We start from the raw sequence: 15077 nt of genomic DNA on the forward strand, positions 1-15077 counted from the left end.
CTCGCTGTCCGAGTTCGACCGACGAGCCGCTGAGTCCTCCGGACCCTCTTGCCGCTTTCAGCAAACGGCCCGCAGAACCGCCGGACTCTCTCGCCGTACACCGCCCTTCGGCTCCGACTAGCCGCCGAGCAAGGCCGTCCAGGCGAGCACCGAGGCGGTGAGCGCGTTCTCCCATTCCGAGTCGTCCGCGCTCGCCGCCGACACAGCATCGCCGACCGGCGATTCCGGGTCCGCCCGCCACCACCGAGCCCAGGTCCAGTACCCCTCGCCCACGCCCATCGCGGTCACCATCACCGTGCCGTGGAAACGCTGAGCGCCGCATCCGCGCCGGCATCGGGTTCCGGCGACGCACCGACCCGCGCCGCTGCGGCCAACAGCGTGGCGGCCGCGACCACCCCGATGATCTGCCCCTCGTGCACGATCAGCACCGCACCCCGGTGCGCACCCCATCGCGCCACCGCGGCCGCGACCGGTTCGGTGGTGCCGGCGAACGGCAGCGGCGGATCCAGGTGCGCCCGGATCAGGTCGAGGTCGTCAGCGTCCGCCAAGCCTCCCGCGCTGACGCTGCCGAGCACTTCGGCCACCACCGCCGGGCCCGCCGCCCGCCGCGCCAGCACCACCGGAATCGACTGGTGCGCACCGAGTTCCGTGCGCGCCGAGGCCACCGTGGCGGTCGAGTCGAGCAAGCGTGCCGTGGCGAGAACACCCGACGCACCCGCGCCCCGATGCCCGCCCACCACGTCGAGGACCGATCCGATCGTCGGTTCGGTGTGGGAGGTGAGCAGCGGGAACCCGAACTGCCCGAGCCAGCCGTCATCGAAGTACTTCGACAGGTACCCCCGCCCGGAATCGGGCGCGATCACCACCACCACGTCGTCGGGCCCGAGCGTGCGGGCCACGCGCAGGGCGGCGGCCACCGCGGTCCCCGAGGACCCACCGAGCAGCAGCCCCTCCTCCTTGGCCAACCGATGCAGGACCCGCAGCGACTCCCCGTCGGGGATCCGCTCGATCCGGTCGATCACCTCGGCGTGATAGGACTGCGGCCACTCGTCGAGCTCGGTCTCGGGATGCAGATAGTGCCCCACCGACTCGACGTACCAGGCGCGCCCGTCACCCCCGCCGTACACCGAGGTCTCGGGGTCCGCTCCGACCACCTCGACCCGCCCATCGGAGATCTCCTCGAGGAATTCGCCTGCGCCACTGACAGTTCCGCCGGTGCCGATCCCGGCCACATAGTGGGTGACCCGGCCGCCGGTCTGGCCCCAGATCTCGGGCCCGGTGGTGGCCCGGTGCGCGGCGGGGTTGGCCGGATTGTCGTACTGGCCCGCGAACCACGCCCCCGGGATCTCCTCCACCAGCCGCAACGCCACGCTGCGCAGATGCTCGGGATGCCCGACCGGGCGCCCACCCGGTGTCACATGCACCTCGGCGCCGTAGGCGCGCAGCAGCGCGATCTTCTCGCGACTGGACTTGTCCGGCACGACCACCACCGTGCGATACCCCCGAGCCGCCGCGATGGCCGCCAGCCCGATGCCGGTATTGCCGGAGGTCGCCTCCACCACCACCCCACCGGGCCGCAACTCCCCCGCCGCCTCGGCGGCATCGAGCATGAACAACGCCGCCCGATCCTTCACGCTCCCACCGGGATTGAGGTACTCGAGCTTGACGTACACCGCGGCCGCGGCCCCGTCGGTGATCCGATTCAGCCGCACCAGCGGCGTGTGCCCGACCGCCTGATCGATGGAGTCGAACACCGAGGTGGTGTCGTGCGTGCGTGCGATGTCGATGGTCATGCCGACCTTCCTGTGTCGCCGAGCGACCACGGCACGCCGAGGTCACAGCTGGTCGGGGAAATCGCGCGGAACACTCGACCGCGCGGGCGACTCCCACGATCCACGCACCCGCACGGCACCGACAGGTTTGTTCTCACCGGGATTCGATCACCCCGCGCGAATTCGACGCACCCGTGCGCCGAATCATTGCGCCGGGGCCGGGACGGTCGCAAGAGTCGACGCAACGCCGTTGCCCCCGACGCCGTCGAACAGGAGGCCGTCATGACCGCCACCGAACCGCCACGTTCCGGCGCCCAAGCCGTCGACCGTGCCGTGTATGTCCTCAATTGCTTCCAGGGCGGCGATCCCGAACTGTCGGTGAGCGAACTGGCCCAACGCGCCGGACTACCGGTGAGCACCACCTTCCGGCTGGCCCAGGCGCTGGTGCGCGGGCGCCTGCTCGAGCAGGACCCGGCCTCGGATCGCTACCGGATCGGCCACGGCCTGGCGTGCCTGGCCCGGCCCGCGCTGTCACGCCTCGGCCTCGACGCCGCCGCCCCGCACCTGTACGCGCTGGCCGCCGGCATCAAGATCACCGTCAGTCTCAGCGTCCCCGACGCCGACGAGGCCCTCACCGTGTTCCAGGCCCGACCACCGGTTCACTTCTGCCACAACCAGATTCCGCAGGAGCGCCGCTCGCTCACCGGCAGCGCGGTGGGACAGGCACTGCTCGCGCACAGCCCCGCCGGCCACGGCGAACTGTTCGACACCGTGCGCAGGCGCGGCTTCGCGGTCGAGGAGATCGACAGCGACGAACCGATCCGCGCGATCGCGGTCCCGGTGCTCGGTCCCGACCGACAGGTGTGGGGCGCGCTGGGGGTGCAGGCGCGCGCGGTGCGCCTGGATCGCGATCTCGTGCGCGCGGTCCTGCCCGCGATGCACCAGATCGCGGTGCGCATCGGCCCGTATTTCCACACCGCCGCCGCTGGTGAGGAATTCGACGCACCGTGATTTTCACGATGTGGAAACGCTATTGCCCAACCGTGCGGGCGTGCAGCACTATCGAATAGCAGCGGCGTCCCCTTCGCCGTTCCGATTCACGAAAGTCTCGCCATGATCGAATCCCCCGCGCTCGTCCGCCGTCGAACGGTGGACCTGATGCGCCTGTCTCCCGGATTCTGTCGCAGCTGACCGAGCGGTGGCATTCCGCGCCGCCGATCTTTCTTTTTTTTCTCCCGTCACTCTCCGCCCTCCGTGTGCGGATCGTCGCGGCGTGCGCCGATCAGGCGACGCCGCGCGATCCCGCGCGCCGTCGAAAGAATTCGCGAAACATGTTGTCCAACACCTTCCGACGACGTCCGCTGCGTGCGCTCGCCGCCGCGCTCGTCGCCCCCGCTCTGCTCGCGGGCCTCACCGCGTGCGGTGGTTCCGAGTCGGCCACGACCGCCGACGGCAAGACCGTGCTGCGCTACCAGGGACAGACCGGACAGGTCACGCCGTTCGAACTGGCCGACAACCTGGGCTATTTCAGCAAGATCAGCCTGCAGTGGGAGGGCGACACCACCAGCGGCCCGGCCAATATCCAGGCCGCGGCCACCAAGCAGGTCGAGTTCGGCAGCGCGTTCAACGGCGCGGTGGTCAAGCTCGCCGCCGGCGGCGCGCCGGTGCAGTCGGTGCTGAGTTCCTATGGCTCCGACGCGAAGTCGTTCACCGGCTACTTCGTGCGCGAGGACGCCGGGATCCGCACCGCCCGCGATCTGATCGGTAAGAAGGTCGGCGTCAACACCCTCGGCGCGCACCACGAGTTCGTCACCAGGGAGTGGTTGCACCAGCAGGGCCTGAGCGAGGACGAGATCAAGCAGGTCCAGCTGATCGTGGTGCCGCCGGTCAACACCGAGGAGGCGCTGCGCAGCGGCCAGATCGACGTCGGCGCGCTCGGCAGCGTGTTCCGCGAGACCGCGGTGGCCCGTGGCGGGCTGCACCCACTGTTCACCGACAAGGACATCTTCGGCGAATTCGACTACGGCACCTACGTTTTCCGCAAGGACTACATCGCCCAGAACCCCGAGGCGGTCAAGGATTTCGTGCAGGGCACCGCACGGGCGACCCGCTGGTTGCAGGTGACCCCGCGTGACGAGGTGGTCGCGAAGTTCACCGACATCATCAGCAAGCGCGGCCGCAACGAGAACCTCAAGCTGCTCGACTACTGGCGCTCGCCCGGCATCCCGGTGCCCGGCGCGGTGATCGCGGACAAGGAGATCCAGATCTGGATCGATTGGCTCGAGCGCAACGGCGAACTGCCCAAGGGCAAGATCACCGCCAAGGAGCTGTTCACCAACCAGGACAACCCCTACGCCAACGGCACCTACCAGCCCAGCAGCGGTCCGACCGGAGAGGTGGTGGCCGCGAAATGAGCCACGCCCCAGCCAAACTCGCGTTGCGTTCGGTGAGCAAACAGTTCGCCGTGCGCGGCAGCACCGAGAAGTTCACCGCCATCGACGACATCTCCATCGACGTCAGCGCCGGAGAATTCCTGGTCCTGGTCGGCCCCAGCGGGTCGGGCAAGTCGACCCTGCTGGACCTGCTCGGCGGCCTGAGCACCCCCAGTTCCGGGCAGATCCTGCTCGACGGCGCCCCGATCACCGGCCCCGGCCTGGATCGCGGCGTGGTGTTCCAGCAGTACGCGCTGCTGCCGTGGCGCACCGCCCGCACCAATATCCAGTTCGGGCTCGAGGCCAAGGGCGTGCCGCGCAAGGAACGCAAGGCCATCGCCGAGCACTACCTGGAGCTGGTCGGACTGGCCGGTTTCGGTGACCGGTACCCGCACGAGCTGTCCGGCGGCATGAAGCAGCGGGTGGCGATCGCGCGCAGTCTGGCCTTCGATCCCGAGGTGCTGCTGATGGACGAGCCGTTCGCCGCCCTCGACGCCCAGACCAGGGAGTCGCTGCAGGACGAGCTGTTGCGGATCTGGCGCACCACCGGCAAGACGATCCTGTTCATCACCCACGGCATCGACGAGGCGGTGTATCTGGGCCAGCGGGTCGCGGTGCTCACCTCGCGACCGGGCCGGGTCAAGGCCGTGATCGATATCGACATCGATCGCGCGGGCGATATCGATGTCCGTTCCAGCGAGCAGTTCCGCGACTACCGCCACCGGATCTGGACCGAACTCCAGTCCGAGGTGAGCCGCGCCCAACGCCTCGAGCTGGCCGTCGACGACGGTCCCGCGTCCCCCGACAGGAGTCCCGCCCATGTCTAGCGCCGTCCCCGTCCTCACCCGGCCCGCCGAGCTCAGCCCCGCACCTGTTGTCCCCCAGCCGCTTTCCGCCGAACCGTCGACACTGTCGCGGGTCGGCAAGAGCACCGGTCGCGCGCTCATCCGCATCGCCAAACCCTTGCTCGCCATCGTCGTGCTACTGGGCGTCTGGGAGTTGGCGCCCCGGTTCGGCCTGGTCGACGAGGTGTTCCTGCCACCGTTCTCGGTCGTGGTGGAGGCCTTCCTCGAACTGGCCGCCAACGGTCAACTCGCCGAACACACGTCGGCCAGCCTCACCCGCTCGGTCACCGGGTTCTCCATCGCCCTGGTGATCGCGGTCCCGGTCGGTATCGCCATCGCCTGGTACAAGCCGGTCTCCGATTTCCTCAATCCGGTCCTCGAACTGTTCCGCAACACCGCCGCGCTGGCGCTGCTGCCGGTGTTCGTGCTGATCCTGGGCATCGGCGAGACGTCCAAGATCGCGCTGATCGGCTACGCCACCTTCTTCCCGATCCTGCTCAACACCATCACCGGCGTCCGCACGGTCGATCCGCTGCTGGTGAAATCGGCGGTGTCGCTGGGCTTCTCACCGCTGCGCCTGTTCCAGAAGGTGATCCTGCCCGCCGCGATCCCCTCGATCTTCACCGGCATCAGGATGGCGGCGGCGGGATCGATCCTGGTCCTCATCGCGGCCGAGATGATCGGCGCGCGTGCCGGTTTGGGCTATCTGATCACCGCCGCGCAGCAGAACTTCCAGATCCCGCAGATGTACGCGGGCATCGTGGCCATCTCGCTGATCGGCCTCGGCTTCAACTTCGCGCTCGTCGCCCTGGAACGCCGCCTCTCGCGCTGGCGCACCACCCCCACCAACGTCTGACCAGGAGTCATCACCATGTCCCGCAGGACCTTTCATCTCAACGCTTTCGTGATGGGTGTCGGCCACCACGAAGCGGCGTGGCGGCACCCGCGCACCGACGCCCGCCGCGTGCTCGACGTGCGCCACTTCCAGCAGGTGGCCCAGATCGCCGAGCGCGGCAAGCTCGACTCGGTGTTCTTCGCCGACACTCTGGCCGTGGGCCCGCGCATCGAACGCAACACCATGACGGTGTTCGAACCGGTCACCCTGCTCTCGGCGATCGCGGCGGTCACCGAGCGGATCGGCCTGATCGCCACCGCCTCCACCAGCTACAACGAACCGTTCAACCTGGCCCGCAAATTCGCTTCCCTCGACCACATCAGCGACGGCCGCGCCGGCTGGAACATCGTCACCTCCGGCAACGCCGAGGAGGCCTACAACTTCGGCCTCGACGCGATTCCCGAGCACGCGCGCCGCTACGAGCGCGCCGAGGAGTTCGTCGACGTGGCCGTGGCCCTGTGGGACAGCTGGGAATCCGAGGCGATCGTCCTCGACACCGAGGCGGGCGTGTTCGCCGACCCCGGCAAGGTGCACACCCTCGACTACGCCGGCGAGCGGTTCTCGGTGCGCGGCCCGCTCAACTCCCCGCGCGGCCCGCAGGGCAGGCCGCTGCTGGTGCAGGCCGGATCCTCGGAGTCGGGCAAGGAATTCGCCGCCCACCGGGCCGAGGCCGTGTTCACCGCGCAGCGCACCGTCGAGGAAGGGGTGCGGTTCTACCGCGATCTCAAGTCGCGCCTGGCCAAATACGGTCGCGCCGAACACGAGTTGAAGGTGCTGCCCGGTCTGGTGCCGTTCATCGCCGACACCGTCGAGGAAGCCAAGGCCCTGGAACAGGAATTCACCGACCTGATCTCGCCGGACTACGCGCTGCGCCAGCTCTCGACCATGCTCGGGGTCGACCTCACCGCGCACGCCCTCGACGCGCCCCTGCCGCCGCTGCCCGCCGAGAGCGATATCGAGGGCGGCAAGAGCCGGTTCACGCTGGTCAAGGAACTGGCCGAGAACGAGGACCTGACCGTGCGCCAGCTCATCGGCAAGCTCGGCGGCGGACGCGGACACCGCACCTTCGCGGGCACGCCCGAACAGGTCGCCGACGAGTTGCAGACCTGGTTCGAGGCGGGCGCGGCCGACGGATTCAACATCATGCCGCCGTACCTGCCCGGCGGTCTCGAGGACTTCGTCGACCGGGTGGTGCCGATCCTGCAGGAGCGCGGCCTGTTCCGCGACGACTACGACACCACCACCCTGCGCGGCCATTACGGGCTCGACCCGGTGGAAAGCCAGTTCGCCCAGCGGGATTCGCGGGTGAGCGCCTGATGCGTCGCCGCCTCGAGATCGACCTCATGCGGGTGGTGAGCAGCGCCTGTCGCAGGTGAGACCCGCTCCAGCCCACCGGCTCTCACCCGAAGGACCCCTAGACATGACCACCCTCGAAACCCCCACTGCCACCGTGACGATCAGCCCCGTCGCGGGCCACATCGGCGCCCAGATCAGCGGGCTCGACCTGCGCGACGAACTCACCGACGCCCAGGTCGGCGAGCTCACCGCCGCCCTGCACCGACACAAGGTGCTGTTCTTCCGTGACCAGCACATCGGTCACGCCGAGCAGATCGCGTTCTCCCGCCGATTCGGCGCGGTCACGCCCTCGCACCCCTACGACGACGACGCGCCCACCGAGTACCCGGAGATCCTCGCCGTCGACAGCAGGCTCTACGAGAAGAAGTTCGGCCGCAAGAAGTTCAGCTACACCAACCACTGGCACACCGACGTCTCCCCGCTGATCAACCCGCCCGCGGCCTCGATCCTGCGCGCCGAGATCGCCCCGGAGACCGGCGGCGACACCCAGTGGACCAACCTGGCCGCCGCCTACGCCGGGCTGCCGGAATCGCTGCGGACCTTCCTCGACGGGTTGCGCGCCGAGCACCGCTTCGGCGGCCGCATCCCGCCGTGGGAGGCCGACAGCGCCTACGCCCGCAAGATCGCCGCAGACCCGCTGGTGACCGAACACCCGGTGGTGCGGGTGCATCCGGTGACCGGGGAGCGGATCCTGTTCGTCAATCCCGGCTTCACCACCCGGATCCTCGGCCTGACCCCGCCGCAGAGCGACGCCCTGCTGCAACTGCTCTTCGACGAGATCTCCCACCCCGCCTACACGGTCCGGTTCCGCTGGGAGCACGGCAGCATCGCGTTCTGGGACAACCGCGCCACCGCCCACCTCGCGCCCAGCGACCTCGACCACCTCGACGTCACCCGCGTGCTCTACCGCACCACCCTCGAGGGCGACATCCCGGTCGGCGTCGACGGCACGCCCTCCACCCCGGTCTCCGGCGCGAAGTTCACCGGAGCCTGACACCCGGCGGCGCCTGGCAGGCCCAGGCGCCACCGCTCCCCGGGGGCCGGCCACCCGAACCGTTGGCATTTTCGTGCACCCGCACGCGCCACACCCCGAAAAACAGCCCCACCGACGCGTCTCCGCACGTTTATGCCACCTCACCCCGGCGGTCGCGAAGCGGCCGGGGCGCCGGTCAGCCGCCGTGGCATAAGCGACGAAGGAACAAGCCACGGTGCCTGACCGACGCACCCTCGGGGCCGCGACTCGAGCGCGCCAGCGCTCAACTAGACACAGGAGCACAGCCATGAACGACCCCTGGCACACCAGCACCGACGTGCTGATCCTCGGCGGCGGTCCCGCGGCGTCGTGGGCCGCGATCCACGCCCGCGAGGCCGGAGCCGAGGTGATCCTGGTCGACAAGGGCTACTGCGGCACCAGCGGCGCCACCGCGCCCTCGGGCACCGGCGTCTGGTACGTCGCGCCCGAGGCGACCGCCCGCGCCAACGCGAAGGCGAGCCGCGAGGCCCTCGGCGGCTACCTGGCCGACCACTACTGGATGGATCGCGTCCTCGACCAGACCTACGCGAACATGAACCGCCTCGCCGTCGAGGGCCGCTACCCGTTCCCGGTGGATCCGGCCACCGGCGAGCAAATGCGCACGGGCGTGCAGGGCCCGGAGTACATGCGGCGGATGCGGGCCTGGCTGACCCGGCTCGGCGTGCAGGTCCACGACCACTCCCCCGCGTTGGAACTGCTCGTCGACGAGTCCGGCGCGGTGCGCGGCGCGGCGGGCTATCAGCGTCAGCTCGATCGCGACTACCGGATCACCGCCGGTGCGGTGGTGCTCGCGACCGGCGGCTGCGCATTCCTGTCGCGGGCGCTGGGCACCAATGTCGACACCGGCGACGGCGCGCTGATGGCGGCCGAGGCCGGTGCGCGGTTCTCCGGCATGGAATTCTCCAACGCCTATGCCATCGTCCCCAAGGGCTCCACCATCACCAAGACCGCCTACTACGGCTATGCCACCTTCTTCGGCGAGGACGGGCGGGTGCTCGAGGAGGCCGGGTCCACCAGGGGCCGCTCCGTGATCGCGCGAACCCTGGCGCAGGAGAAGGTGTTCGCCCAACTCGACCGCGCCGACGAGACGGTGCAGGCGCAGATGCGCGTCGGTCAACCGAACTTCTTCCTCCAGTTCGACCGGCGCGGCATCAATCCGTTCACCGACCGCTTCGAGATCGACCTGCTCGCCGAGGGCACCGTGCGCGGCACCGGCGGCATCGATGTGGTCGACGATGATTGCGCGACAACGGTTCCCGGCCTCTACGTCGCCGGTGACGCGGCCACCCGTGAACGGATCTGCGGCGGATTCACCGGCGGCGGCAGCCACAATGCCGCCTGGGCGATGTCCTCGGGCAGCTGGGCGGGCGCGGGCGCGGCGGCCCACGCCCTGACCGCGGGGCGCACCGATGGTGCCGTGCACGGAATCGGTGGAGTCGGGTTGCGCCCCAACAACTCTGCTTCAGTGACCGCCGCCGAGGTCGTCGCCGCGGCCCAGGACGAACTGATCCCGTTCGAGAAGAACTTCCTGCGCCACGGTGATCGCCTGCGCCCGGCCCTGGCCCGGCTCGACGAACTGTGGGATGCCGCGTCCGCCGGGCTCGGCGGGGTGAGCGGCGAGGACCGGGTGCGGTCCCGGCAGGCCGCCGCGATCACCGCCGTCGGGCGCCTGATGTACCGATCGGCATTGGCGCGCACCGAGACTCGCGGCATGAGCAAGCGCGCCGATCACCCCGGCCTCGATCCCGCCCAACACCACCACCTGCACTCCGGCGGACTCGACGAACCATGGGTCGACCCGGCGAGCACCCGCAACTCCGGGCTGGCGGTGGCGTCATGATCGAACTGTTGCGCGCGCAGGACTGCATCGGCTGCGACAAGTGCGTCCTGGCCTGCCCCACCAATGTCTTCGATCGCACCGACAGCGGAATCCCGGTCATCGCCCGCCAGTCCGACTGCCAGACCTGCTTCATGTGCGAGGCGTACTGCCCCACCGACGCCCTCTACGTCGCCCCGGAGGTCACCCCGCTGCCGTCCGAGGCGACGGTGCCGACCGAGCACATCGGCCGCTATCGCGAAAAGCTCGGCTGGGGCCACGGACGGGTTCCGGGGGCGCGGATCGCGGTGGGACCACGCCTGCCGCACGGCACCCCGCCGCCGCGGCTCAGCTCGTGAGCGTGCGCGGCGGCAGATCGTCGAAGATGTGGCGGTCCACGATCGGGTCCGGGACCCGCAGCAGGTCCGCCTCGCTCACCGCACACCAGTCGTAACGGTCGTTCTCGCACTGCAATTCGACCAGCGACACCGCCGAGACCGTGTCATCGATGCTGAAATCGGTGAACCCGTCCTGCTCGAGCGCGTCACAGATCTCGCGCATCCGGGTCGGTCGGGTGGCGTGGGCCAGGGCCAGATACGGCCGCAGCGGCTCACCGAACTCCGGAATCCGCTCGCGGATCCAGATGTCGGTGAGCGCGCTGGTCAGATCCTCGCGCACCCGCAGCAACTCCTCGGGCAGCGCGATCGGCAACCGGATCGAATCCTGGGCCACCACCGGCGGGCCGAAGGTGAGTTGGAACGGCGCGTGGGCCGCGAGCAGCTTGCGCGCACCCGCCACCAGCGCCGCCAGGTGCAACCCCTTCACCCCGTCGACGAACCCGATCCCCTGCACGTCGATCCGCAGTCGCGCGGCGTCGACCTGCTCGAATCCCGGCAGGTCGGCCAGCGTCGGCGCGAAGATCTCGATCAGCTTGTCGGCCACCGGCTGGGTCGGCATCACCTGCCAGTTGTAGAACGAGCGCCCCGGCGTCCACCCCGGCCGCCACCACCACCGGCTGGCAACGGTCATTTCGCTCGCGATCATGATGCCCCTACCTCCCGACCTCGGACCACACGATCGGCATCGAAACCGCACGATGCCAGCTACCTGTCAGCGACGGTATTACCGGTGTGACCGGCGGGCAACACGACGAGACCGTACTGTTGTCGCTTCGATCCCGACTCCACGCAATAGGCGGCGACACGCCCGGGGTTCACTACACTGATCGCATGTCTGTTCGACGGCTGCTCACGCTCGCGGCGTTCGCCCTCCTGCTCGCGCCGGTCACCTCCGCCTGCACCATGACCGGCCCCGGCACCACCTCCGAGTGCACCGTCAGCGGCTGCACCATCACCTTCGAACGCGGGGTCAGCGCCAAGGCCTCGGTCCTCGGTATCGACGCCGAGCTGATCGCCGTCAACGGCGACCTGGTCACCCTGGCCATCGGCGGGCAGCAGGTCACGATCCCGGTCGGCGAGTCTCAGGCCAGCAACGGAACCGACGTCCGCGTCAGCGAGGTCACCGACGAGAAGGTCGTCGTCGTGCTGTCCACCGGGCTCAACCCGAGCTGAGGCCGGAGACGGGGTGCCGATCGGTCACCGTCCACGGCGCGTTCGGTTGGTCGAGGATCCAGCGCCAGCTGCCGTCGGGTTGACGGCGCGCCACCTCGACCGTCCCGCCGTTGCCGCCGGGCAGCCGCGAGGAGGTCATCGCCAGGTCACCCGCCCGCAGGACCGGCGCCTGGGGGCCCGGTTGGAAGACCGGCCGGGCCGCGACCAGGCGCGTATACGCCGCCCTGATCTCGTCGACCCCGGTGGCCACCACCCCGTCCGGCAACGCGAGCACCGCGTCGGATTCATACAGTTCGACCAGGCCGTCCACGTCCCCGGCGTTCAACCGCTCGACGACCAACCGGCTCAGATCCTCCGGGCGCTGCGCACGTTCTCGCACATTCTCAGCCATCGCTACCCTCCCTGGATTCGGGTTGTGCGATCACGGTAGCGCCGGGGTACGACAGGTTGAGTGGCCCGCGCCGCCGCCACCGGACGCGGGCCACTCGCGGTGACGCACAACCCGATTCGGTGGCGGCGGCGCGCACGGATCAGGCGGCCTCGGCCTTGCGGGCCTGTTTGGTCGCGCGGTGCATCCGCAGCAGGTAGGCCGGGGTCGGCGGGTTCCAGCCCAGCTGCATCGACATCCCGAGGTCGTCGCGATTGGCCCAGTGCTCGATCACCTTGCCGTCGGCGACCCGCAACCAGTGCGTCTGGGTGATCGCGAACGTCTTCCCGGTCGCCGGGAACGCCTGCGCCACACCGCCTTCCGGATCATAGGAAACGAACGGCCCGACCTGGCGACCCGACATCGTCGCGTGCACGACCGCCGTATCCCCCTCGGTCACCACCGCGTGCACGTCCCAGGCCAGATCCGCGAACGCCCGCCGCAACCACAGCGCCGTCGCGTAGAACGCCGCGGGCCCCAACCCCCGGCACGCCATCGGCTCGGCCACCCCTTCCCGATTGACCGCCCGCGGATGCACCACCGCCTCGAAATCCGCGGGCTCGCCCGCCGCCATGATCTCCATCGACCGCACCGCCAACTCCCCGACTTCGCCGAACCCACGCGCCATGATGGCCACCTTCCCAGTTTGAAATGAACGTTGATCTATTAGTTAGAACGTGAGTCCATCCAAAATGGTTCAGTGGTCGCTGAGATTCACCGTGAAGTGGTACCAGTTGTCGTCGTAGCGGGTGTAGGTCGGCTGATACGCGGCGCCGCCGTAGTCAGGAGGCTGGGTTCCCGGTGGGAAGTAGGCCAGGCCGCCGAGGTGGGTGCCGTCGCCGGTGGTGAATCGGCAGCCGCCGGCGTCGGGGTCGGTGGACCAGGTTCGGATGATGCCGATCCAGCGTTCGTCGGACTCTCGGCAGTTCGCGGCGGCCTCGGTCATCGCCGATTTCGACAGCCACCAACCGGCGCGTTCCGGGAGTCCGAACCACACCGCGGCGACGCCGACCAGGGCGATCAGGGGAGCGAGCGCGACCGTGCGGAATTGTCGGTAGCGCGCGCAGCCGATGGGGGCCAGGATCATCCAGGACAGGCCCGCCGCCAGCAGGATCACGACCCCGGCGGCGCCGGCCAGCAGGTCGAGGCGGGTGGCGTCGACCACCGCCAGTTCCGCGATCGCGACGACCACCGCCCCGGTGGTCAGCCCCATCAGCACACGCCAGCGCCGCGGAGCCTCGTCCACGCACGTCCCCACCGTCATCGCCCCACCCTATGACGAACCCCCGAAAGCCGAGCGGCTCCGGGGGTTTCGTGGGCTGTCGACCGATTTACAGCGGGGGGACACCCGAGGAACCGGACGAGGCCCAGTACCAGAAGTTGGTGGCGCGATCGAGGATCAATGACAGGACATCGAGGACTGTGCTTCCCATCTGCCCACCCTAGCAACAGGTCTCCGAATGACAACGCTGTGATAACGAACAGATGTCACCGCCCGTTCCGGTCACCGCGAACACCCGCGCCGACCAGCACCCGCGCGCGCCTCTCGTACGGTGGTGGCATGGGTCAACGCATGGTGGTAGTCGGCGCGGACGCGACCGGATTGGCGGCGGCGTCGCAGGCGCGCAGGCTGCGAGGTGCCGACGAGCTCGAGATCGTCGTGTTCGACAAGGGCAATTTCGCCTCGTATTCGGCGTGCGGGATTCCGTACTGGGTGGCCGGTGACGTGACCGACGCCGAGGACCTGATCGCGCGCTCGCCCGCCGAACATCGCGCGCGCGGTATCGATCTGCGCCTGCGCACCGAGGTGACCGAGCTCGATCCGGCGGGCCGACGGGTCCGGTCGCACGTCCTCGACACCGGCGACCGGGAATGGTTGAGCTACGACCACCTCGTGCTCGCCACCGGCGCGACACCGATCCGTCCGCCGCTACCCGGTATCGACGCCGAGGGCGTCTACGGGGTGCAGACCCTCGACGACGGGCAGGCACTGATCGACGCCCTGGAGTCGGCGACCGGAAAACGCGCGGTCGTGGTGGGCGCCGGATATATCGGGGTCGAGATGGCAGAAGCGTTGGTGCGGCGCGGATTCGACGTCACGATGGTCACCCGGGCCGCCGAACCGATGGCGACGCTGGACCCCGACATGGGCGCGCTCGTGCGTAAAGCGATGGTGGGCATGGGAATTCAACTCGTCTGCGATGCCGAGGTGACCGGGATGCGCACCGAGGACGGCCGGGTCCGCGCCGTGACCACCGCCGAGAACGAGTACCCGGCCGACGTGGTGGTGCTCGGGATCGGCGTCCGCCCGGCCACCGACCTGGCCCGCGACGCCGGCCTACCCCTGGGCGAGAGCGGCGGCCTACTCACCGATCTCGCGCAACGCGTGCGCGGCCACGACGACATCTGGGCCGGCGGCGACTGCGTGGAGGTCTTCGACCTGGTCTCGGACACCCTGCGCTACATCCCGCTGGGCACCCACGCCAACAAACACGGCCAGGTGATCGGATCCGGCGTCGGCGGCGGTTACGCGACCTTCCCCGGCGTGGTCGGCACCGCCATGAGCAAGGTCTGCGAACTCGAGGTGGCACGAACGGGCCTGAGCGAGAAGGCCGCCCATCGCGCCGGTCTCCAATTCCACAGCGTCACCATCGAATCCACCGGCCGGGCAGGCTATTTCCCCGGGGCCCAACCCATGACGGTCAAAATGCTCGCCGAACGCCGCACCGGCCGCCTCCTCGGCGTCCAGATCGTCGGCCGCGAAGGCTCCGCCAAACGCATCGACGTCGCCGCCGTAGCCCTCACCACCCGCATGACCGTAGAACAGATGACCGCCCTCGACCTCGGCTACGCCCCACCCTTCTCCCCCGTCTGGGACCCCGTCCTCGTCGCCGCCCGAGCCGCCGCCAAGGCCGTGCGTCAGGGATAGC

At 69.5% G+C, this 15077-nt stretch carries 16 protein-coding genes; 10 read left to right on the top strand and 6 right to left on the bottom strand.

What is annotated here, in order from left to right:
- Positions 1-117: 117 nt before the first annotated feature.
- Positions 118-279, bottom strand: a complete 162-nt coding sequence (locus ACFP3H_RS05975; RefSeq protein WP_378600704.1) for a hypothetical protein — start codon at positions 277-279, stop codon at positions 118-120.
- A gap of 11 nt (positions 280-290) precedes the next feature.
- Complete coding sequence (locus ACFP3H_RS05980; protein ID WP_378600706.1) at positions 291-1793, bottom strand: PLP-dependent cysteine synthase family protein; 1503 nt, start codon at positions 1791-1793, stop codon at positions 291-293.
- Between the two features lie 261 nt (positions 1794-2054).
- Here ACFP3H_RS05980 and ACFP3H_RS05985 point away from each other — a divergent pair, with 261 nt between their 5' ends.
- From ACFP3H_RS05985 to ACFP3H_RS06020, 8 genes are all read left to right on the top strand, one after another.
- Positions 2055-2783: an IclR family transcriptional regulator gene (locus tag ACFP3H_RS05985; protein ID WP_378600708.1), complete on the top strand. Its 729-nt coding sequence runs from the start codon at positions 2055-2057 to the stop codon at positions 2781-2783.
- A 320-nt stretch (positions 2784-3103) separates the two neighbouring features.
- A complete protein-coding gene (locus ACFP3H_RS05990) occupies positions 3104-4186 on the top strand; it encodes an ABC transporter substrate-binding protein (protein ID WP_378600710.1) in 1083 nt (360 codons plus the stop codon).
- Positions 4183-5031, top strand: coding sequence for an ABC transporter ATP-binding protein (locus tag ACFP3H_RS05995; protein WP_378600712.1), 849 nt, complete (start codon positions 4183-4185; stop codon positions 5029-5031). Before ACFP3H_RS05990 ends, ACFP3H_RS05995 begins: the two co-directional genes overlap by 4 nt.
- Positions 5024-5905: an ABC transporter permease gene (locus ACFP3H_RS06000; RefSeq protein ID WP_378600714.1), complete on the top strand. Its 882-nt coding sequence runs from the start codon at positions 5024-5026 to the stop codon at positions 5903-5905. The genes ACFP3H_RS05995 and ACFP3H_RS06000 overlap by 8 nt, the downstream gene beginning before the upstream one ends.
- 15 nt (positions 5906-5920) lie before the next feature.
- Positions 5921-7261, top strand: a complete 1341-nt coding sequence (locus tag ACFP3H_RS06005; RefSeq protein ID WP_378600716.1) for an LLM class flavin-dependent oxidoreductase — start codon at positions 5921-5923, stop codon at positions 7259-7261.
- Positions 7262-7364: 103 nt separating this feature from the next.
- Entirely contained in the window at positions 7365-8294 is a 930-nt protein-coding gene (locus tag ACFP3H_RS06010) for a TauD/TfdA dioxygenase family protein (protein WP_378600718.1), read from the top strand.
- 286 nt (positions 8295-8580) lie between these two features.
- Positions 8581-10173, top strand: a complete 1593-nt coding sequence (locus ACFP3H_RS06015) for an FAD-binding protein (RefSeq protein ID WP_378600720.1) — start codon at positions 8581-8583, stop codon at positions 10171-10173.
- Positions 10170-10508 (top strand): 4Fe-4S dicluster domain-containing protein, encoded by a 339-nt coding sequence (locus ACFP3H_RS06020; RefSeq protein ID WP_378600722.1) that lies wholly within the window; start codon positions 10170-10172, stop codon positions 10506-10508. The genes ACFP3H_RS06015 and ACFP3H_RS06020 overlap by 4 nt, the downstream gene beginning before the upstream one ends.
- Here ACFP3H_RS06020 and ACFP3H_RS06025 read toward each other — a convergent pair.
- Positions 10498-11193 (bottom strand): 2'-5' RNA ligase family protein, encoded by a 696-nt coding sequence (locus tag ACFP3H_RS06025; protein ID WP_378600725.1) that lies wholly within the window; start codon positions 11191-11193, stop codon positions 10498-10500. The two genes, ACFP3H_RS06020 and ACFP3H_RS06025, sit on opposite strands and share 11 nt — an antisense overlap.
- Before the next feature lie 185 nt (positions 11194-11378).
- On the opposite strand from ACFP3H_RS06025, the gene ACFP3H_RS06030 reads away from it, so the two are divergent.
- Positions 11379-11720, top strand: coding sequence for an LSm family protein (locus ACFP3H_RS06030; protein WP_378600727.1), 342 nt, complete (start codon positions 11379-11381; stop codon positions 11718-11720).
- Here the strand turns inward: ACFP3H_RS06030 and ACFP3H_RS06035 are convergent.
- From ACFP3H_RS06035 to ACFP3H_RS06045, 3 genes are all read right to left on the bottom strand, one after another.
- Positions 11707-12111 (bottom strand): YybH family protein, encoded by a 405-nt coding sequence (locus ACFP3H_RS06035; RefSeq protein ID WP_378600729.1) that lies wholly within the window; start codon positions 12109-12111, stop codon positions 11707-11709. The two genes, ACFP3H_RS06030 and ACFP3H_RS06035, sit on opposite strands and share 14 nt — an antisense overlap.
- Before the next feature lie 139 nt (positions 12112-12250).
- Complete coding sequence (locus ACFP3H_RS06040; RefSeq protein ID WP_378600732.1) at positions 12251-12775, bottom strand: ester cyclase; 525 nt, start codon at positions 12773-12775, stop codon at positions 12251-12253.
- A gap of 69 nt (positions 12776-12844) precedes the next feature.
- Complete coding sequence (locus ACFP3H_RS06045) at positions 12845-13411, bottom strand: hypothetical protein (RefSeq protein ID WP_378600735.1); 567 nt, start codon at positions 13409-13411, stop codon at positions 12845-12847.
- Positions 13412-13708: 297 nt separating this feature from the next.
- Between ACFP3H_RS06045 and ACFP3H_RS06050 the strand changes: the two genes are divergently transcribed.
- The gene (locus tag ACFP3H_RS06050) at positions 13709-15076 is read left to right on the top strand and encodes an FAD-dependent oxidoreductase (protein ID WP_378600738.1); all 1368 of its coding nucleotides are present in this window, start codon (positions 13709-13711) and stop codon (positions 15074-15076) included.
- The last annotated feature ends 1 nt before the right edge of the window (position 15077 follow it).

This window comes from Nocardia lasii (assembly GCF_042658545.1).
GTDB classification, from domain to species: domain Bacteria; phylum Actinomycetota; class Actinomycetes; order Mycobacteriales; family Mycobacteriaceae; genus Nocardia; species Nocardia lasii.